This is a genomic window from Nocardiopsis sp. TRM 82005, assembly GCF_056312425.1.
The window spans coordinates 97,028-116,347 of the sequence record NZ_JBWDTQ010000016.1; the positions used below are offsets into that span (position 1 = coordinate 97,028).

The 19,320-nt window shown below is 71.4% G+C and carries 18 protein-coding genes; 13 read left to right on the forward strand and 5 right to left on the reverse strand.

Features of this window, described 5'->3' with window-relative positions:
- Positions 1-20: 20 nt before the first annotated feature.
- Positions 21-1,181: an XdhC family protein gene (locus tag AC0T5L_RS13000; protein ID WP_476165686.1), complete on the forward strand. Its 1,161-nt coding sequence runs from the start codon at positions 21-23 to the stop codon at positions 1,179-1,181.
- 173 nt (positions 1,182-1,354) lie between these two features.
- Positions 1,355-1,927: a nucleotidyltransferase family protein gene (locus AC0T5L_RS13005; RefSeq protein WP_476165816.1), complete on the forward strand. Its 573-nt coding sequence runs from the start codon at positions 1,355-1,357 to the stop codon at positions 1,925-1,927.
- A 69-nt stretch (positions 1,928-1,996) separates the two neighbouring features.
- Here the strand turns inward: AC0T5L_RS13005 and AC0T5L_RS13010 are convergent, their stop codons facing one another.
- The 4 genes from AC0T5L_RS13010 to AC0T5L_RS13025 all read right to left on the reverse strand — a co-directional run bounded on the left by AC0T5L_RS13010 (position 1,997) and on the right by AC0T5L_RS13025 (position 7,075).
- On the reverse strand, positions 1,997-2,917 hold the full coding sequence (locus AC0T5L_RS13010) for an aldose 1-epimerase family protein (protein WP_476165687.1): 921 nt from the start codon (positions 2,915-2,917) through the stop codon (positions 1,997-1,999).
- A gap of 151 nt (positions 2,918-3,068) precedes the next feature.
- Positions 3,069-5,768 carry a protein kinase domain-containing protein gene (locus AC0T5L_RS13015; RefSeq protein ID WP_476165688.1) on the reverse strand — a complete coding sequence of 900 codons (2,700 nt, stop codon included), beginning with the start codon at positions 5,766-5,768 and terminating at the stop codon, positions 3,069-3,071.
- A gap of 285 nt (positions 5,769-6,053) precedes the next feature.
- On the reverse strand, positions 6,054-6,365 hold the full coding sequence (locus AC0T5L_RS13020) for a DUF2470 domain-containing protein (RefSeq protein WP_476165689.1): 312 nt from the start codon (positions 6,363-6,365) through the stop codon (positions 6,054-6,056).
- 167 nt (positions 6,366-6,532) lie between these two features.
- The gene (locus tag AC0T5L_RS13025; protein WP_476165690.1) at positions 6,533-7,075 is read right to left on the reverse strand and encodes a YceI family protein; all 543 of its coding nucleotides are present in this window, start codon (positions 7,073-7,075) and stop codon (positions 6,533-6,535) included.
- A 154-nt stretch (positions 7,076-7,229) separates the two neighbouring features.
- Between AC0T5L_RS13025 and AC0T5L_RS13030 the strand changes: the two genes are divergently transcribed.
- The 11 genes from AC0T5L_RS13030 (at position 7,230) to AC0T5L_RS13080 (ending at position 16,717) form a co-directional block, all read left to right on the forward strand.
- Positions 7,230-7,694 (forward strand): MarR family winged helix-turn-helix transcriptional regulator, encoded by a 465-nt coding sequence (locus AC0T5L_RS13030; RefSeq protein WP_476165691.1) that lies wholly within the window; start codon positions 7,230-7,232, stop codon positions 7,692-7,694.
- A 53-nt stretch (positions 7,695-7,747) separates the two neighbouring features.
- Positions 7,748-8,473, forward strand: a complete 726-nt coding sequence (locus AC0T5L_RS13035) for an SseB family protein (RefSeq protein WP_476165692.1) — start codon at positions 7,748-7,750, stop codon at positions 8,471-8,473.
- Between the two features lie 145 nt (positions 8,474-8,618).
- A complete protein-coding gene (locus AC0T5L_RS13040) occupies positions 8,619-9,593 on the forward strand; it encodes a prepilin peptidase (protein WP_476165693.1) in 975 nt (324 codons plus the stop codon).
- A gap of 45 nt (positions 9,594-9,638) precedes the next feature.
- Entirely contained in the window at positions 9,639-10,820 is a 1,182-nt protein-coding gene (gene aroC / locus AC0T5L_RS13045; protein WP_476165694.1) for a chorismate synthase, read from the forward strand.
- A 298-nt stretch (positions 10,821-11,118) separates the two neighbouring features.
- Positions 11,119-11,631 (forward strand): shikimate kinase, encoded by a 513-nt coding sequence (locus AC0T5L_RS13050; protein ID WP_476165817.1) that lies wholly within the window; start codon positions 11,119-11,121, stop codon positions 11,629-11,631.
- On the forward strand, positions 11,628-12,719 hold the full coding sequence (gene aroB / locus AC0T5L_RS13055) for a 3-dehydroquinate synthase (protein WP_476165695.1): 1,092 nt from the start codon (positions 11,628-11,630) through the stop codon (positions 12,717-12,719). The genes AC0T5L_RS13050 and aroB overlap by 4 nt, the downstream gene beginning before the upstream one ends.
- 145 nt (positions 12,720-12,864) lie before the next feature.
- Entirely contained in the window at positions 12,865-13,428 is a 564-nt protein-coding gene (gene efp, locus AC0T5L_RS13060) for an elongation factor P (RefSeq protein ID WP_476165696.1), read from the forward strand.
- Positions 13,428-13,841, forward strand: coding sequence for a transcription antitermination factor NusB (gene nusB, locus AC0T5L_RS13065; RefSeq protein WP_476165697.1), 414 nt, complete (start codon positions 13,428-13,430; stop codon positions 13,839-13,841). The genes efp and nusB overlap by 1 nt, the downstream gene beginning before the upstream one ends.
- 48 nt (positions 13,842-13,889) lie before the next feature.
- Positions 13,890-14,687, forward strand: a complete 798-nt coding sequence (locus AC0T5L_RS13070; protein ID WP_476165698.1) for a methyltransferase domain-containing protein — start codon at positions 13,890-13,892, stop codon at positions 14,685-14,687.
- 129 nt (positions 14,688-14,816) lie between these two features.
- Positions 14,817-16,070, forward strand: a complete 1,254-nt coding sequence (dinB, locus tag AC0T5L_RS13075; RefSeq protein ID WP_476165818.1) for a DNA polymerase IV — start codon at positions 14,817-14,819, stop codon at positions 16,068-16,070.
- Positions 16,071-16,312: 242 nt separating this feature from the next.
- Positions 16,313-16,717 carry a DUF3040 domain-containing protein gene (locus tag AC0T5L_RS13080; RefSeq protein WP_476165699.1) on the forward strand — a complete coding sequence of 135 codons (405 nt, stop codon included), beginning with the start codon at positions 16,313-16,315 and terminating at the stop codon, positions 16,715-16,717.
- A 194-nt stretch (positions 16,718-16,911) separates the two neighbouring features.
- On the opposite strand, the gene AC0T5L_RS13085 is transcribed toward AC0T5L_RS13080, so the two are convergent.
- On the reverse strand, positions 16,912-19,314 hold the full coding sequence (locus AC0T5L_RS13085; RefSeq protein ID WP_476165819.1) for a transglutaminase TgpA family protein: 2,403 nt from the start codon (positions 19,312-19,314) through the stop codon (positions 16,912-16,914).
- Between the last annotated feature and the right edge of the window lie 6 nt (positions 19,315-19,320).

Consider the following 19,320-nt stretch of genomic DNA (forward strand, 5'->3'; position numbering starts at 1 on the left):
AACGTGGAAGAAGGTACCGCGTGCGCGACATCCGAGCGGCCGTGTCCGACCTGTACGCATCGGGCGAGACGTTCGCGTTGGCCACGGTGGTCGACACCTACAAGAGCGCACCCCGCGACGCCGGGGCGGCGATGCTGGTCAGCGCCTCCGGCGAGGTCGTCGGAAGCGTTTCCGGCGGCTGCGTGGAGGGCGCGGTCTACGAGGAGGCCTTGGAGGTCATCCGTACGGGCGTGCCGGTGCGCCGCACCTACGGGGTCAGCGACGACGACGCCTTCAGCGTGGGGCTGACCTGCGGCGGGACTCTGCACATGTTCGTCGAGCCGATCAGCAGGGCCGCCTACGCCCAGCTCGGCTCGGTGATCGGCGCCATCGACGAGCACCAGCCCGTCGCCGTGGCCACCGTAGTCTCCGATCCCTCCGGGGCGAACAGGACGGGGCGGCGGCGCGTGGTCTGGCCCGGCCACGCCGAGGGCGACCCGGGCAGCGACCGGCTGGCTGACGCGCTGGACGACGACGTGCGGGGCATGCTCGCTCAGGGCAGCACCGGCCTGCTGCGTTACGGGGCCGACGGACAGCGGCGCGGCGACGAACTGGAGGTGTTCGTCCAGTCGTTCGCGCCCGCACCGCGCATGCTGGTGTTCGGCGCGATCGACTTCGCGGCGGCCGTGGCCGACCTCGGCACCTATCTGGGCTACCGGGTGACGGTGTGCGACGCCCGGCCGGTGTTCGCCACGGCCAAGCGGTTCCCCACCGCCGAGGAGGTGGTGGTCAAGTGGCCGCACGTGTTCCTGGACGAGGTCGCCGACGAGATCGATGAGCGCACCGCCATCTGCGTGCTCACCCACGATCCGAAGTTCGACGTATCGGTGCTCAGGGCCGCCCTCGGGACCCGTGCGGGCTATATCGGCGCGATGGGTTCGCGGCGCACCCACGAGGACCGGTTGGAGCGGCTGCGCGAGGCGGGGGTGGAGGAGGCGGCGCTGGGCCGCCTGCACTCGCCGATCGGTCTGGACCTGGGGGCGCGCACCCCGGAGGAGACAGCGGTGTCGATCGCCGCGGAACTGGTCCAGACCCGGTGGGGCGGCAGCGGTCGTGCGCTGCGTGAGACCGATGGCCGGATCCACCACGACACTCCGGGGGCGCCCCTGGTTCCGGCCGGATTCGGTCACTCCGCCAAGTGAACCGAAACCTGTAGGGGGCCGAAGTGCCTGGTCAAGGCGAGGGTAGGTGAACGACCGCGGAACGCGTCCGTGTGAGCTGTGCCAGGCGGCCCATCCGACGCGCCTTCGCGTGGCATCATCACGTCATGGGTACTGGGGACGCGGAGGAACGAGAGCGCACACGTGCTGGCCTGGTGGCGGGCCTACTGCTGGCGGCGGGCTCCGGAAGTAGACTCGGGCGCCCCAAGGCGCTGGTGGAGGTGGGTGGTGAGCGCCTGGTCGACCGGGGCGTGCGCACCCTGACCGAGGGCGGATGCGCTCCCGTGATGGTGGTGCTGGGCGCGGCCGACACGGTGGTCGGCCGCGCCCACACAGTGCACAACCCCGACTGGCAGACCGGCATGGGGTCGTCGGTACGCGCCGGGATCGACGCCCTGCCCGACACGGTGGACGCGGTGCTGATCGCGCTGGCCGACCAGCCCCTGGTCACTCCCGAGGCGGTACGCCGCCTGGTGCACGCGCACGAGCAGGGTGCCCGCGCCGCTGTGGCCACCTACCAGGGCAACCAGCGCAACCCGGTGCTGTTGGGCCGCGAACACTGGTCGGCCGTCTACACCATGGCCGTGCACGACGTGGGGGCGCGCCCGTTCCTGCGGGCGTACTCGCATCTGGTCACCGCTGTGGCCTGTGACGACATCGCCAGTCCGGAGGACATCGACACCGCGGAGGACCTCGAGCGGCTCAGCGGCATGCTCAACCGCGCTTAGGCAGTGTTGTCTTTGGGGCTCCGCTCCGCTCCGCTTCGCCCGCCCGTCGCCCCCCGCCACCTTCAAGGGTCAGCCCAGAGGCTCGGCGGTGATGCCGAAGGTGTGCTCGGTCGTCTCGTCCGGCGCGAGTACGATCAGGTCGGTGCCGGTGGCCAGCGCGTTGGGCGGGCAGGTCATCGGCTCGGCCGCCAGATGGGCCCGGTGGTCGGCTCCGTTGAGGGTGTCAGCACTGAACAGTTGCAGCCAGCCGAAGCTCCGGTCGCACCACAGCGAAACCCGGTGCTCCGGGCCGCTGACCCGCACCCACGCGCGTCCGTCGCCGTCCCGTTCCAGCGCGGAGAACGCGGTGTCCAGGACCGTGTCGCCGAGCTGGCGGCCGGGCGGACGGAAGTCGAACAGCCCGCCGTCCACCGGGACGGGCGCGCCCGACGGCAGCATCTGCTCGTCGACCGGCTGCCGGGTGCCCGCGGTGGCCTCCAGGGCGAACTCGCCGCGTTCGGCCAGCGCAGACAAGGGCTCTCCCAGGGTCAGGTAGGGGTGGAAGCCCAGGCCGAAGGGGGCGGGCGAGCCGCCCCGGTTGCGGGCGGTGGTGGTGACCGTCAGTCCGTCCTCGGCGAGTCGGTACGTGACAGTCAGCTCCATGGGGAAGGGGAAGCCGCTCGTGCCCTCGAAGCCCAGGCAGAGCGTGGCAGCGTCCTCGGACACCGACTCCGGTGACCATGTCCGCCCGTGGACCAGGCCGTGGATGGCAGTGCCCGTGGCGGGGTCGTTGGGCTCCAACCGGTATTCGGTACCGCCGAACCGGTAGCCCTTCTCGGTGACCCGGTTCGGCCACGGTGCCAGCACCTGGCCCTGGAAGGCGGTGGGTCCGTCCTTCCCGTAGGGCCAGACCACGTCGTGGCCGCGCCAGGTGAGCGCCCGCAGGCCAGCCCCCGTGCGGTCGATGCCCGCCCGGTACTCTCCGGCACGCAGTCCGATCACGTCACCCACCTGATCACCCGCTTCCCCGTCGTGTCGTCCGGCCGTGTGCCGAACCGGGTGATCATAGCCCACTGCCGCCTCTACCGCCCCGACCGTCGCGGTCCGCGGGTGTGGGAAGCCTCCTCAGAGGGCCAGGGTCGTATGAGGGGGATCACGCGGGTCAGCCGAGCAGACCGTCCAGGGGAATCAGCACGCCAGAGCCCAGTGCCACCAGGCCCGTGGACAACAGAACGATCACCATGAACAGCGATCCCACCATGGCCAGGCGGAACGCTCCCAGACGGCGGCGGGCCCGGGCACCGGGCTTCTTGCTGGCCGCCGAGCGCCCCAGCACCACCAGCACCATCGACAACAGCACCGGGAGCCACCATGCGGTGTCCACGCCGTCCGGCAGCAGACCGGTTACCGAGCTGGTCACCTCCGACAGCCAGCCCAGGACCGCGCCGTTGCTGGCGTCCAGCAGGCCGGTGTAGGCCGATGTCCCGAACTCGCTCTCGGGATAGAAGCCCTCCTGCGGCCGTACCACCCGACCCAGTCCGTCCACCAGACCCAGCAGCGCCGCCGGGTAGGCGAAGCGGCGGCACTTGCCCGCCGACATCGCTCGCTGGATCTGGTTCATGGTCCGGTCGACCTGGCGCTTCCTGCGCTCCTGCTCCCGGGGGCTCAGTGCGGGCTCCTGCGTGCCGGCGGGATCGTAGGGGCCCGGGGCGGAGGGGGTGTTCGGCCTGGTCGGTGCCGTGGCGGCCTCGGCTCTGCGCCGTTTCGCGGCGGACACCCGCTCCCTGGCCTGCGACCAGCGCTCGCGGGCCGAACCGGCCAGTGCCGCCCACCGGTCCTGGCGGCGTGCCCTGCCGTCGGCGCGCTCGCGTTCGGTGATCCCGCTGCCCACCCGGGCGGCCTCGGGCAGCAGGAGCAACGCGGTGACCAGGGCACTCCTGGTGGCCAGGGCGTCGCGTCCGGTGCCGCCGTCACGCAACGCCAGGCGTCGCTGCTCCGCCCACCAGGGAGCGTGCGGAGCGGTGCTGCGCTGGCGGGGGTGCCAGGACTGGCGCCGCAGCAGTGAACGATACTGGGAGGCGGTCTCGGGGGCCAGTACCAGCTCGACGGCCCGCGCCCACGCGGTGTCCGCCTCGTGGGTGTCCGGGCTCCGCGGCGCGTCCGGACCTGAGCCGACCAGCCGGTCGACGGTCTCGGACACCCGCCGCATGATCAGGGGTACCTCGTACTGGACGCGTTCCAGCAGGGCGCACCGACCCGAGCCGCCCGAACGGCAGCCCGGGTGCGGGCACCAGTGCTGGGCGCCCAGCCCGACCGCGCCCGAGACCACGGCCTCGCGTACCACCGCGTGGCGGCTGGCCTCGCCGGTGGCCAGGGCCAGCAGCCCGTCGGCGCTGATCTCGTGCCCCCGGAAGCGCGGCGGCATCCCCGGCACGTACCGGGCGGCCAGCGCGCTGATCGCCACGTGCGCCCGTCCGGGGTGCTCGTCCAGGCCGGTCAGGTAGGCACGGTCGAAGGTGTAGTCGTTGACCTCGCGGTCCAGCCAGGTGCGCAGCTGCGGCCAGTGGCTGAGCAGCCACATGGCGCCGGTCTCGGAGCGGTCGAGCAGGTCGAAGGCCAGGCTCGGCGGGTCCTCGTGGCTGGTTCCGGCGAAGTCGATGGGGCGCAGCCGACGCGCCGTGCGGATCTGCGGGCGCTCACCGGCCAGCCACTGGACGACCTCCTCGTACCCCCAGCGCGCGGACGGGGCGAGCGCGAGCAGGCCGCGGGCCAGCAGCCGCCAGCGCTCGTCGGTGATCGCGGAGATGTCCACCTCGGTGTTGCGGGCGGTCAGCCAGTTGCCGCCGCGCTCGGGGCGGCGGCCGGCCACCAGTTCGTGCACGATCACGCCCAGGGACCACCAGGCGGCGGGTGCCTCACGGCGGCCCTCGACGACCTCGGGCGCGGCGTAGTCCTCGGTGACGGCCAGCCCGCCGTAGACGCGGCTCATGGTGGCGCGCACGGCGCCGCCGAAGTCGGTGAGTGCCAGGACCGGCGGGTCCAGGGACCGTACCAGCAGGTTCTCCGGTTTGACGTCGGTGTGGTTGTGCTGGAGTTCGTGTTGCCAGTGGTGCAGGCACTCGGCGATCGCGGAGACCACGGCGCGGGCCCGGTCCTCCTCCAGGGGCGCCTGGTCGATGAGCGCACGCAGTGACCCCTGGGAGAAGTACTCCTGGGCCTCCCAGGCCAGGTCCTCGCCCCAGGCACTGGTCGCGGTGCCGTAGCCGTGGATGGCGGGGGCGTGCGGTGATGCGGTGCTGCGGGCACGGAGCCGGTCGAGGAGTTCGCGGTTGATGTCGTGCCCGGGCCGGTAGACCTTGAGCGCGAGCCCGCGTCCGGGGGAGTCGGTGGGTTCGGCCAGGTAGACGATGGCCTCACCGCCCGCGCCGACGTGGTCGAGCACCCGGTAGCGGCGGCGCAGCTCGGCGGGGACCGCGTAGTCGAGGTCGCCGGCGGGGCCGACCACCACGCGGGCGACCAGGCGGGCCATCCAGTCCAGGAGCGGACCGAACAGGGTCCGCCACCAGGGGGCGCGGCCGCTGGGAACCGCGGCGGGCTGTCGGTCCCCGGCCCTCGCCGCCGGGGCGGAGGGACCCGCGCCGGCGGTGCCGGGCAGGACGCTGGTGCGGTCCGCGGCGGGGGCGGCGACGCGGGTGGGCGCCGTGTCACCGGACCGCGCGGATCCTGGGCGCAGGACGCGTGTGACCCAGCGCGTGGCTCCCGTACGGGAGGAGGCGTCGCCGGGGCCGGGCCGTGCGGTCGGCGCGGTGGGTTCGATCCGTTGGGTCGGCGCGTTGTCGTCGCCGGGGTCGGGCATGACCATGGAGGCCGGGGCCGTCCTTCGGATAGGCGTTCGTGTCGTGACGTGCGGGGGATCGGCGGTTCTTCCAGAATAGGCCCGGTGCGGCGGGTCGCGCGTGCTGTCGGCGGCACCGGTTCAGGATGCGCCGTCGTCCCCCATCCGGTTCGACTCCTCACGGCTCCGAGTAGTTCCGCCGAACATGTCCCGGTCGGCGGGGACGCCTCTGGGCTGCCCCTTTGGGCTGCCCGTTCTCGCAGGGGCGTGCGGGTGCGTGCTTCGTGGGCGGGCCAGGCGCCGCAGAGGGGCTCAGTGCTGCTCGCGGGGGGCCACACCGAGCTTCTCGCACGCTTCCTGGTACATGCGCACGACCTCCACCCGGATCTGGGCGCGCTCGGTCAGTGGCTGAGCCCACGGAAGGCGGACGGTGTGCTCCGCGCCGCCCGCGACGACCGTGTAGTCGCCGCCGTCGCCGTCCAGCCCCGTCATGCGGGCGGCGGTGGCTTCGGGGAGGCCGCCCAGGGCGCGGCAGATGAGCAGGGTGTCCTCGGGGTGGTCGCCGTTCATGTGGGCGGTGACGGCGGCGACGACCTCGGGAGAGAAGGGGGTGGGCGACGGCACGGGGCCTCCTGCTGGCGGGCGGGCACACGGGAACGCGAACGGGGGGAGGGCTGTGCGCCCTCCCCCCGTTGACGATATCCGAGGCACTCCGGGGATAATGACGGCGTGTCGTCAAATCTTCGGGGTGTCGCTCCGCCACCGCGGTCTCGCCGGGTACTGGTCCCCGCTCAGTCCTGGAAAGTGAACTCGGCGTCGATGTCGATCGTGATCCTGTCGCCGAGGACCACGCCGCCGCCGTCCATCGGAATGTCGATGTCCACGCCGAACTCCTTGCGGCTGATCTGCGTGGATGCGGTGAAGCCGGAGCGGAGCAGACCGAAGGTGTCGGGGGTGGAGCCGTTGAACTCCAGCACGAGCTCGATCGGGTGGGTGTTGCCCTTGATGCTCAGCTCGCCCTTGATGACGAAGTCCTCGCCCTTGGCCTCGATGCCGGTGGAGCGGAAGGTGAACTGCGGGTGCTGCTCGACGTCGAAGAAGTCGGCCGAGCGGATGTGGTTGTCGCGGTCGCCGTTGTCCGTGTTGATGGAGCCCGCGTCGATGGTGGCCTCGACGGAGGACTGCATGGGGTCCTCGGGAACCGTCAGCGTGGCGTCGAACTTCTCGAACCGGCCGCGGACCTTGCTGACCATCATGTGCCGTACGGAGAAGCCGACGACGCTGTGGGCGGCGTCGATCTTCCAGGTGCCGGGCTTCAGTTCCTGCGCTGCCATGGGTGTCTCCCTCATCGGGTCGGCGGACCCGGAGACCGGGCCCTGTTCACTGCTGAGCAACAAAGCGTCTTAGAAGAATCTTCCTGGGAAGGATCTTAGATGTTCTGTCGTACTTGTGCAAAGCCGGGCCCGGGCGCACCACTACGATGGCCGTATGGACAAGGCCGCGTGGCTCGACGTCGAGGAACAGCACGTCTGGCGTGGTTTCCTCAGGACGAACGCCTGGATCTACGACGAGCTGGAGAAGGACCTGCGCGCCCGCACCGGGCTCTCGCTCATCGAGTACGGCATCCTCGTGCACCTGTCCGAGGCGCACGAGCAGCGCATGCGTATGCGGGTGCTCGCTGACAGCGTCATCGTCTCCAAGAGCAGGCTCTCCCACCAGGTCGCCCGGCTCGAACGCGACGGCTACGTGCGCCGGGAACACTGCGACGACGACCGGCGCGGGCTGTGGGCCGTACTCACGGAGAAGGGTTCCCTGCTCCTCGACCAGGCCGCGCCCGGACACGCCGTGCGTGTGCGCTCCCTGGTGTTCGACAGGCTCACCGGTGAGCAGGTCTCCCAACTCGGCGCGATCATCGCCGCCCTCGAAAGCGGCGAAGCAGCGCCTTCCGGATAGGTTCGCGCGAGCACGCTACGCGCTCCACGGGGCCCCGGGTAGAGTCTGTGCCCGTGAGCAGAGCATCCATCATCGGCGCCCAGAACTTCCGTGACGACGACGGCAGCGCTGATCCCGAGGTCGAGGCGCGACTGCGCGAACACGCGTCGGGACAGACCGGTGACCGCCAGGTGTTGGCCGCACTCAGCAGGTCCCGTGTGCTCATTCCGGTGGTCGCGGCGGCCGACGAGACGGAGGAGGGCGTCGGCGGGCTCACCAAGGACAAGAGCAGTGAGGTCGCCGTCCCGATCATGCTGGGCAAGGACGGGCGCCGGGGAGTGCTCGCCTTCACCTCGGTGGACGCGGTCCGCCGCTGGCGCCCTGACGCGCGGCCGGTGCCCTTCACCACCAAGGACGCCTGTCAGGCGACCGTGGAGGAGTGCGCGGACGCTTTGGTGATCGACGTGTCCGGTCCGGCGACCTTCACCGTCCAGGGCCGGTTCCTCACCAGGATCGCCGAGACCGGCACCATCCCCGAGCCCAAGGACGATCCGCAGGTCCTCGCGCTCATCTACCGGGTCACACACACCGAGTTCGGTATCGAGCGCGTGCGCATCCATCCCTCGGAGCGCGCCGACCTCGGCATCCGCCTCGAACTCGACGAGCGCGACGACAAGGCACTGCGGCGCGTGGCCGATCGGCTCACCTTCGAACTGCGGCACGTGCTGCCCGGGGGCGTCGAGCTGAGTGCCGTAGTGCGCGCTCAGCGAGACGACGGGGAGGAACCCCGGAAACGGTAGTCCGGGGCGGGGAAGGGGCAGAGGCGCGCCGCTCCGCCCGTGCCGCCCACGCGCCCGGAACCGTCCCGGGCGGTCCTTGTCCCGGGTTGTCCACAGGCTGGTCCCGGCGGTGTCGCGGTGGGGGCCGGAAGGGTAGCTTCCCAGCATGCCCACCCCCTCGGCATTCGTGCTCCACCCGTATTTGTGGACGGCCGCCGTCGCCGTCTTCCTCGTCCTGCTCGGTGCGGCGGCGGGCCAGGTCAGCGGCCGCCTGGTCCACCTCTTCGGCCCCGCGCGGCAGCCATGGTCCCCCGGTGCCCGAGACTCGTTCGCCGCGCACAGGGACCTGCCGCTCCCCGCGGAGCGCGAGGACGATGCCACGACGGGTCCCGCGACCGCTGAGGGTGTGCCCGGCGGGCGTCCGCCGCCGGATGAGGACGACGAGTGCCCGCCACCGCCCCGCTGCCCCCACTGCCATGCCGAACTCTGCTTCCTGCGCTGGTTCCCCGTCGTGGAGGCCCGGTCGCTCCGAAGGCGCGGGGCCTGTCCCCACTGCGAGCGGGTCCTTCGGCCCGACCCCGCGGTCGTCGTCACGACCGCCCTTCTCTTCGGGCTCGTCGGACTCTGGATCACCCTGAAACCCCACTGGTGCCCGTTCGGTCTTCTCGCGGTGCTCTGGCTGGTCACCGTCGGGGTACTGCTGTCCGCCATCGATCTGCGGGTCATGCGCCTGCCCGACGCCGTCGTCGCCCCCGCCTACCCGGTGGCCGCGGCGCTGATCGGGATGGCCGTCCTCCTGCCGCCCCGCGGCCCCGACGCCGACCGGGCCGTGGGGACACTGGCCAGCATGGTCCTGGTCATGGTGCTGTACTGGTTGCTGTGGCGGTTGCACGGTGCGGGGTTCGGGTTCGGCGACGTCAAACTGTCCGGACTCACCGCGCTGTACGCGGGCTGGGCGGCGGGTCCGTTCGGGGCCCTGGTCGCCGTCTTCTGGGCCTTCGCCGCCTTCTCGCTCGTGGGCACCGTCCTCATGGCGCTACGGCGGCTCACACGAAAGGACCCGTTCCCGCTTGGCCCGTTCATGCTCGCCGCAGCACTCGCCACCGTCCTGGCCGGAGGGTCCCTGGCGCCGCAACCCTGAACCCGGATGCGCTGCTGTGCGCCGTCTCGTGGGATGATCGTGCACATGTTGCGTTGGCTGACCGCGGGGGAGTCCCACGGACCGGCACTCGTCGCGATTCTGGAGGGCCTTCCGGCCGGTGTGTCCGTCACCTCTGACGACATCGCCGCCGCATTGCTCCGCCGCCGCGCCGGGTACGGACGTGGTGCCCGGATGAAGTTCGAGAAGGACCAGGTCTCCGTTGTCGGGGGCATTCGGCACGGCCGCACCCAGGGGGGCCCGATCGCACTTGAGATCGGGAACACCGAGTGGCCCAAGTGGGAGAAGGTGATGTCGCCCGACCCGGTTCCCGACGAGGAACTGGAGGGTGTGGCACGCAACGCGCCACTCACCCGGCCCCGACCCGGGCACGCCGACCTGGTCGGTATGCAAAAGTACGGGCACCAGGAGTCGCGGCCCATCCTGGAGCGCGCCAGCGCCCGCGAGACCGCGGCCCGCGTCGCGATCGGCGAGGTGGCCCGCCAGTTCTGCCGCCAGGCGCTGGGTGTGGAACTCCTCAGCCACGTGGTGTCCATGGGGCCCGTGGCCGTGCCCGAGGACGCCTCCGAGCCGCGCCCGGAGGACCTGGCCGCGGTCGACGCCGACCCGGTGCGCTGCTTCGACCCCCAGACCAGTGCCCGCATGGTCGAGGAGATCGACGACACCAAGAAGTCCGGCGACACCCTTGGCGGCGTGGTCGAGGTGCTGGCCTACGGTCTGCCGCCCGGCCTTGGCAGCCACGTGCACTGGGACCGGCGCCTGGACTCGCGCCTGGCCGGTGCGCTCATGGGTATCCAGGCGATCAAGGGCGTGGAGGTCGGTGACGGGTTCCGTACCGCCGCACGCCGGGGTTCGGCCGCGCACGACGAGATCGAGCCCGGCCCGGACGGCGTGCGCCGCCGCACGAACCGCGCTGGTGGTGTCGAGGGTGGTATGACCACCGGCGACCCGTTGCGGGTGCGCGCCGCGATGAAGCCGATCGCGACGGTGCCCAGGGCGCTGGACACGATCGACACCGAGACCGGCGAGCCCACACGGGCCCACCACCAGCGCAGCGACGTCACCGCGGTTCCGGCCGCCGGTGTGGTCGCCGAGGCGATGGTCGCCCTGGTGCTCGCTGAGGCCGCCGTGGAGAAGTTCGGCGGCGACTCGGTCCCCGAGACCGCGCGCAACCTCAGGAGTTACCTGGACTCGCTGACCATCCGGTGAGCTCGTGCCCTCTGGCCCGCGGGCCAGAGGGCACGGGTCTTCCCGCGGGAGCGTGCAGGAGTCCCCGGCCGTGCACCCGTGGGGCTGGCAGGCCGCGCCCGCCCCAAAAGGGTCGGGCCACCGCTACACGCTTCCCCGACCCCGGGGCCCGGACATGAACCGGGCTCCGCCCTCCCTCGCACGTGCGGGTCCGGGTTCTGCTAGACAAGTAGGTGGACATACCCACCGGTGCTCCCCGTTCGTGCGGGGACGGACCTACGGATCCTTAGGCAGGCAGAGCGTGGCAAAAGCGATCGCGGTGCTCATCGGTTCACCCGGATCGGGGAAGTCCACCGTCGGCGAGGCCCTGGCCAGACGCCTGGACGCGGAGTTGCTGTGTACCGACGCCGAGATCGAGAAGCGTGCGGGCAAGCCCATCGGTGACATCTTCATCGAGGACGGCGAGGAGCACTTCCGCGCCCTGGAGCGCGAGGTCGTCGCCGAGGGGCTACGCGCCTGGGAGGGCGTGATCGCCGTCGGCGGCGGCGCGGTTCTCAACGAGGCCACGCAGAAGGACCTGGAAGGGCACTGCGTGGTGTACCTCCATGTCGAGTTCGGCGAGGCCGCCAAGCGTGTGGGCATGGACGTAGCCCGTCCCATGCTCGCGGGCAACCCGCGCACACGGCTCCGTCAGCTGCTCAACGAGCGCCTGCCCGTCTACGAGCGTCTGGCCACCGCCACCGTGGAGACGACCGGCTACCACCCGGAGGAGCTCGTGGACGCCATCCTGCCCTCGCTGGCCGGACAGGATGCTGGAAGGGCTCAGCAGTGACTGTGACTCGTATCGGTGTGGGCGATCCCACCGGCAGCTACGACGTGGTGGTCGGCAGCGGCGTCCTTTCCGAACTCCCCTCGCTGGTGGGCGACGCCGCGCAGGTCGCCGTCATCCACCCCGAAAGCCTGGGGGAGATCACCCGACCCGTGCTCGGGGCCCTGGAGGCCGCCGGGTACCGGGCACACGCCATGCCCGTTCCGGACGGTGAAGCGGCCAAGACCGCCGCCGTGGCCGCCGACCTGTGGTCCAGGCTCGGACAGCGGAGCTTCACCCGCACCGACGCCGTCGTCGGTGTCGGTGGGGGAGCGGCCACCGACCTGGCCGGGTTCGTCGCGGCGACCTGGCTGCGCGGTGTGCGCTCGGTCCTGGTCCCCACCACCCTGCTGGGCATGGTCGACGCCGCCGTCGGCGGCAAGACCGGTATCAACACCCCCGAGGGCAAGAACCTCGTCGGGGCCTTCCACCCCCCGGCCGGGGTCCTGTGCGACCTGGCCACCCTGCCGAGCCTGCCCCGGGCCGACTACGTCGGCGGCCTCGCCGAGGTCGTCAAGGCCGGGTTCATCGACGATCCCGTCATCTGCGACCTGGTCGAGGACGACCCCGAGGGCGCCGCCACCCCGGAGGGCAAGCACACCCGCGAGCTCATCGAGCGCGCCATCCGGGTCAAGGCCGACGTCGTCTCCGGCGACCTGCGTGAGAACGGCCGTCGAGAGGTCCTCAACTACGGCCACACCCTGGGACACGCGATCGAACGCGCCGAGAACTACACCTTCCGGCACGGTTACGCGGTCTCCGTCGGCATGGTCTACGCCGCCGAACTCGCCCGCCTGGACGGCCGCGTGGATGCCGGCCTGGTTCAGCGCCACCGCTCCCTGCTGTCGTCGGTGGGCCTGCCCACCTCCTACGCCCAGGAGGCCTGGCCCGAGCTGCGAGCCGCCATGAGCGTGGACAAAAAGGCACGCGGAGCCACCCTGCGCTTCGTCGTCCTGGACGGCCTGGCCCGGCCCGCCATTCTCAGCGCCCCGAACCCTGCGCTGCTCGATGAGGCGTACCGCGCGGTCACGGGCGACGTCCGTGTCCCGTGAAGCCACTAGACTGAACACAGGCGACGTGCGCACCGGTGCACCCGGGGAGGCCCCCCGAGGTGCCCACGCCCAGCCCCACCGACCACCGACCGGCCTTCACGGGCCCGGTCTCCGATGTGTCAGACCCCTTGGAGAGACGACCGACGTGGCCTCGACGAACGACATCAAGAACGGCACGACCCTGCGGCTCGAACACGGCGTCCTCTGGAACGTCCTGGAGTTCCAGCACGTCAAGCCGGGCAAGGGCGGCGCGTTCGTCCGTACCAAGCTGAAGAACGTCCTCACGGGCAAGATCGTCGACAAGACCTTCAACGCCGGCGCCAAGGTCGAGTTCGCCAACGTCGACCGCCGCGAGATGGAGTACCTCTACCACGACGGTGAGTCCTTCGTCTTCATGGACACCCAGACCTACGACCAGATCCCGGTCCCCGGGACCGTCGTCGGTGACAACAAGAACTTCCTCCTGGAGAACACCAGGGCCACGGTGGCCACCTACGAGAGCAACCCGCTCTACATCGAGCTGCCCGCCGCCGTCGAGCTGGAGATCACCCAGACCGACCCGGGCGTGCAGGGCGACCGTTCCACGGGCGGCACCAAGCCCGCCACCGTTCAGACCGGCGCCGTCATCCAGGTGCCCCTGTTCATCACCACCGGCGAGCGCATCAAGGTCGACACCCGCACGGGCGACTACCTCGGGCGAGTCAACTGATGAGCGGAGCACGACGCAAGGCCCGGCGGCGCGCGGTCGAGGTCCTCTACGAGTCCGAGGTGCGCGACACCTCGGTGGAGGACGTCATCAAGCGTCGTCGGGCCCAGCCTGAGCCACCGATCAACGAGTTCACCGAGAGCCTGGCCCGCTCGGTCGACGAGCGGCGCGAGCGCATCGACGAACTCCTGACCACCTACGCCATCGGCTGGACCCTGGAGCGCATGCCCGTCGTGGACCGCAACATCCTCCGGATGGGCGCCTACGAACTGCTCTGGGCCGACGACATCCCGGACGGCGTGGCGATCGCCGAAGCGGTCGGCGTGGCCAAGGAGCTCTCCACCGACGAGTCGCCCAACTTCATCAGCGGGCTCCTGTCCAGGCTGATGGAGAACAAGGCGACGCTCTCGCTCTGACACCGGAGAGCGGGAGCCGTCGGGGCAACCTGGATTGAGGGGACGCAGGTGACTGACAGGACCAGCGTGACCGCGACCGCCAGCGGCGGTTCCGGTGCGGGCGGGGCGACCGGACCGGGGCGTGCGGCCAACGCGGCACGGACAGCGGTCGTGTGGGAGGCCCTGGCACAACTGCTGACCCGGCTCGGGGACGGCGGCCCTCTGGAGATCGTCGACGCGGGAGGCGGCACCGGGGGCGCCGCCGTTCCGCTCGCCGAACTCGGCCACCGGGTCACCGTGGTCGAGCCCAACCCCGACTCTCTCGCCGCCCTGGAGCGCCGCGCCGCCGAGCAGGACGTGGCCGTGCGCGGGGTCCAGGGGGAGACCCGCGACCTCGCGTCCCTGTTCGAGCCCGGCAGCGCCGACCTCGTACTGGTGCACAACGTGCTGGAGTACGTGGACGACCCGGCCGCGGCGCTGCACGACGTGGTCGGTATCACCCGCGAGGGCGGTGCGGTGAGCCTGCTGGTCACCAACGCGGTCGCGGGGGCCCTGCACCGCGCGCTGGCCGGCCACATCGCCGACGCGCACCACCTGCTCGGTGACCCCGACGGCCGCTGGGGTGAGGGCGACCCGATGCCGCGCCGGTTCACCCGCCAGCAGGTTCTGGAGCTGGTCGGCAGCGTGGGGCTGGCAGGGGAGAACGTCCGTGGAGTCCGGATGTTCGCCGACATCGTTCCCGGGCACGCCTGGGAGGGCGACGCCCATGCCGGACAGCGCCTGGTGGAACTGGAGAAGGCCGCCGCCGAGTACCCCGAGCTGATCGGGATCGCTACCCAGCTGCACGTTGTCGCCCACCGCGCCTGAGGACCCCGCCCACAGCCGCCGGAAGGCGCACGGGAGCGTGGACGCCGGTTCCCCGCCCGGAGGAGCGCACGCACCGGCACGGCATAGCCTGGCACCATGAGCCGACGCCAACTGGAACGCGGCGCCGCGATGCGGGGCATGATCTCCCCGGACGGGATCGCGGCGCTGGGCGCCGACTTCCCCGCGGACGGCTCCGGTCCGGACTCCGACTGTCACGTCCTGCACCTGGACATGGACGCGTTCTTCGCGAGCGTGGAACAGCTGCGCCACCCCGAGGCGCGCGGACGCCCCGTCATCGTGGGCGGCACCGGCCCGCGCAGCGTGGTCTCCTCCGCCGACTACCTCGCCCGCGCGCGGGGAGTGCACTCGGCGATGCCCATGGCGCGGGCCACGTCCCTGTGCCCGGAGGCCCTGGTCTTTCCGCCCGACGGCCGCGCCTACCGGCAGGTGTCGGAGGCCGTCATGGACATCCTGCGCTCGGTGACCCCGCTGGTGCAGCCGCTCTCCCTGGACGAGGCGTTCCTGGACGTGTCCGGCGCGCGCCGCCGCCTGGGCGGACCGGTGCGGATCGCCGCGATGATCCGGGAACGGGTGCGCGCCGAGCAGCGCCTCACCTGCTCCGTGGGAGTGGCCGCCACCCGCTTCACCGCCAAGCTCGGTTCCACGCACTGCAAGCCCGACGGTCTGCTGCTGGTGCCCACCGCCCACGTGCGGGGCTTCCTGGACCCGCTCCCGGTCGGGGCGCTGCCCGGAGTGGGGGACCGCACCGAGCAGTCCCTGGCCAGGCTGGGCGTGCGCACGGTCGGACAGCTGGCCCGCTACGAGCCGGACATGCTGTGCATGGAGCTGGGCGACAAGGCCGGGACCCGGTTGGCCGAGCTGGCCCGGGGCGTGGACGGAAGCCCGGTGGTGCCCGACACCCCCGACAAGAGCGTCGGCGCGGAGGAGACCTTCGATGAGGACGTCACCGACCCGGGCGTGGTGGAGCGCGAGCTGCTGAGACTGGCGGAGAAGGTGGGCCGCCGCCTGCGGGCCTCAGAACAGGCGGGGCGCACGGTGAGCGTGAAGCTGCGCCGTGGGGACTTCTCCACGATCACCCGGGCGCGGACCCTGCCGGAGGGCACCGACGTGGCCCGAGAGATCAACGCCGTCGCCCGCGAGCTGTACACCGCCTCCGGGCTGCGCGGAGCACCGCTGCGCCTGGTGGGGGTCCGGGTCGAGGGGGTCCTCCCGGCGGAGCGGATGCACCACCAGTTGGCCCTGGGAGAGGAGGATTCGGGATGGAGGGATGTCGAACGGGTTATGGACCGCGTAACGGAACGTTTCGGCCCAGGCGCGATACAGTCGGCCGTGTTGGCCAAACGTGATGAAAACGACGTATGATGCGGCAACTTCCGGGGCCCTCGGAGCGTTCCAAGGGTAGGACCGGAGTCAGGGTAGAAGAGAGGCATGGAAGCCGGTGTTTCCGATACAGGGCGCGGGTATCGTGGCCGTTGTGGGTCAGGTACGCACGCAGCTTTTCTTTCCACCGGGCGCTAGCGCACCGTATTCTGGGCATACCACTGACCAAGAGACTGTTTATCAGTACCCGTCACCCCAACCGGGGACTGCCGTAGGGAGGCGCCGTGCCGCTCTCTGAACACGAGCAGCGCATGCTCGACCAGATCGAGCGGGCGCTGTATGCCGAGGACCCGAAGTTCGCGAACACTGTTCGGCAAACGAACCCCGCGGTCCATTACAAGCGCTGGATCATCAAAGCCGGGCTCGGATTCGTCGTCGGTGTGGTTCTGCTGATGACGGGGTTGATGCTCCAGTCCACAGCCGCCCAGGTCGCCATCAGCGTCCTCGGATTCCTCATCATGCTGCTGTGCTTCCTGTGGGGGGCCAACGCCTGGCGCAAGGCTTCCGGAGGCGGTGCCGAGGCCGTTGCCGCGGCGGAGCCCAAGCAGAAGCGCAAAGGCGGGAACCGGCCCGGGATGATGAACCGTTTCGAGGAGCGCTGGCGTCGCCGCCAGGAGGGCGAGGAGTAGTTCTCCGGCCGCGCCTCGCGCGCCTGGCCACGCCCACGCCGGTGGGCGCCCGGAGCGGGTCGAGCCGGGCACGGATCTCACGTGGTGGGTCCCGCACGACCGTGCGGGACCCACCACGTTTTCGTGTTCCCGGTCCGGCACTTCTGTCGGAGACAGCGGTACCCGGGCCGGCAGGGCCCCTCAGGGCCGAACGGCTAAGACGTCACGGGGCGGGGTTCGGGAGCCGGGCGCGGACGGTGCCACGGAGCGAGAGAGCGGGGCAGCAGTACCGCTCGGGTACGCGTGCCCGCGCCGACCACCGCGGCCAGTCCGGCGCGGATCGTCCGCAGGTCCTCTCGTAGTCCCTCCGGCGCGCTCGGCGAGGGTGCGTAGCGCGCCGACTCCTCGGCCAGGGCCAGACGCCACAGCGCCTCCGCGGCCTCCGGCGGCACCGGCTCCGTCGCAGCCCCGGACATCAGCCCCGCCGCTCCCGGGGCCGCCCGATCCGGCGCCGGGCCAGTACGTGTCAGGCGCTCGGCCGTGGCTCGCGGGCTCTCCGCCAGCGTCCAGGTACCGCCCAGGTCCAGGCACGTGTCCCGCAGTTCCCGCCACGCGGTGTGCGCCCCGGACGCCGCGGCGGCACCCTTCGACAGAGCGGCCATCCGGGACCAGCGCACCAGGGCGCGGATCAGTGCGGGAAGGGCCAACAGCAGCAGTCCGACCGCCGCGGCACCCGCCGCGGGCAGCCACGCCAGGTCCTGACCGGACTGGGAACCGTCGCCGGGAGCCGCCACCGAAGAGGTCGGTTCGTCCTCGGGCTCCTCGGGTGTCTGGCCCGATTCCTCATCGGGCGCCTCGCTCCCCTCAGGCTGCTCCGGCGTCTCGGTGGTCGGGACCCCGGGCTCCTCCGGAACGGTGCCGGGGCTGTCCGTGCCCTCCGCCGTGCCCCGCGCGTAGTCGGGCACCGACGCCGACCCCTGCCCGTCGGACGAGGAGGGGGTCGGCTCGAACCGGACCCAGCCCACACCTTCGAAGTACAGTTCCGGCCAGGCATGGGCATCGCCCACCGACACCGACCACCGGCCGTCGCCCATGCGCTCGCCCGCCGTGTAACCCACCGCCACCCGCGCCGGGATGTCGACCTGCCGGGCCATGATCGCCATCGCCCCCGCGAACTGCTCGCAGTAGCCCACCCGGTCCTCCAGGAGGAAATGGGCGAGCGGGTCGGCGTCGTCGGGCACCGCGGGCGGGTCCAGGTCGTAGGTGAACGCGCCCCCCGTGAAGTACTCCTGTAGCGCCACCGCCCGTTCGTAGGGACTCTGCGCTCCTAAGGTCAGCGCCTCGGCCAGCTCCCGCACCCGCGGATCCAGCCCGCGCGGCAGGTTCCGGTAGTCGCCCGGCAGGGACCGCGGGTCCCCGGTGTCGGACAGCTCCTCGGCTGTTGGCGCCTGGTCCACGGTCTCCACGGTGAAGCTCAGTCCCGTGGGCGGGCTGTCGGTGGTGAACACCATGAGGCTGTCGGGGTCGGCGTACCACTCACCGGTCGCCTTCACCGTGCGCGCCCAGTACGGCAGCGGCAGGAAGTCGAGTCGAGGCGACTCCGAGTCCAGCGAGACCCGGGTGGTCACCACGTCCTCGGACGGCGCCGAGCCCCAGCCGGCGGGCAGCGGCAGCTCCCCGTCGACCCTGGTGTCGCCCGAGGCGTTCACCGGGGTCATCGTCCAGTTCACACCGTCGAACTCGTCCAACACGTACGTGCGCAGGTACTCGGGCTGCTCGGTGTCGGTCCGGTAGGTCAGAACCGTGCGTTCGGAGGAGGAGGCCAGTTCGCGCCGCAACGAGACCAGCGGGTGCGTGGTGGTGATGACGTCCCCGCCCGTGCCGATATAGGTCCCGTCGGCCATCGTGTGGAGTGCGTCGGTGCGCAGCGAGGGCAGGGCCAGCGGCACCGTGAGCGCCAGCAGCACCGCGGCGGCCGAGGCCAGTGACACCGTCGCCACCCTGCGAACCGCGCCCAGCACCCTGGTCGGGGAACCGTGTTCGTCGGGAACGCGGATCCCCCACTCGTGGCCGCGCACCCACATGTCCATCGCGAGCAGCAGCAGGAAACCGACCGCTGAGCTGGCCGCGGGCAGCCATCCCAGCCCGGCGTCGTCCACGAACAGCGGTATCGACATCAGCACCAGGAGCAGGCTGCCGACCATGCCGGGACAGCGCGCCGTCACCGCGAGGAAGTCCGCGGCCACGGTGAAGACCGCGAAGACCAGCGCGATGATCAGCATGGCCCCGGCCGAGGACGACACCGGCGGCGCGCTGCTGTTGATGGTGCCCACACCCTGCTCGAACACCTTCACCAGATGCCCGACCACGCCGCCAGTGGGCAACAGGCCCAGGGGGGCGACGTGTCCGGCGAACAGAGGTGTGGTCAGGAACGCCACCGTGAGCACCTGTAGGAACGGCACCAGGAGCGCGTTCCGTCCGCTCAACCTGTACAACGCGGACACACCGGACACCGCGACCATCATGACGAAGGCCGGGACCCACCACGTCTGGCCGCGTACGAGCGAACTCAGCAGCGGTAGCGCCATCAGCATGCAGGCCAGGGAGGCCAGGGGCATCAGTGC

Coding starts and splice junctions, on each gene's coding strand:
- AC0T5L_RS13015 (WP_476165688.1), bottom strand. CDS start 5,768: ATGGTCATGCCCGACCCCGGCGACGACAACGCGCCGACCCAACGGATC.
- AC0T5L_RS13025 (WP_476165690.1), bottom strand. CDS start 7,075: ATGGCAGCGCAGGAACTGAAGCCCGGCACCTGGAAGATCGACGCCGCC.
- AC0T5L_RS13030 (WP_476165691.1), top strand. CDS start 7,230: ATGGACAAGGCCGCGTGGCTCGACGTCGAGGAACAGCACGTCTGGCGT.
- AC0T5L_RS13040 (WP_476165693.1), top strand. CDS start 8,619: ATGCCCACCCCCTCGGCATTCGTGCTCCACCCGTATTTGTGGACGGCC.
- aroC (WP_476165694.1), top strand. CDS start 9,639: ATGTTGCGTTGGCTGACCGCGGGGGAGTCCCACGGACCGGCACTCGTC.
- nusB (WP_476165697.1), top strand. CDS start 13,428: ATGAGCGGAGCACGACGCAAGGCCCGGCGGCGCGCGGTCGAGGTCCTC.
- dinB (WP_476165818.1), top strand. CDS start 14,817: ATGCGGGGCATGATCTCCCCGGACGGGATCGCGGCGCTGGGCGCCGAC.
- AC0T5L_RS13085 (WP_476165819.1), bottom strand. CDS start 19,314: ATGCCCCTGGCCTCCCTGGCCTGCATGCTGATGGCGCTACCGCTGCTG.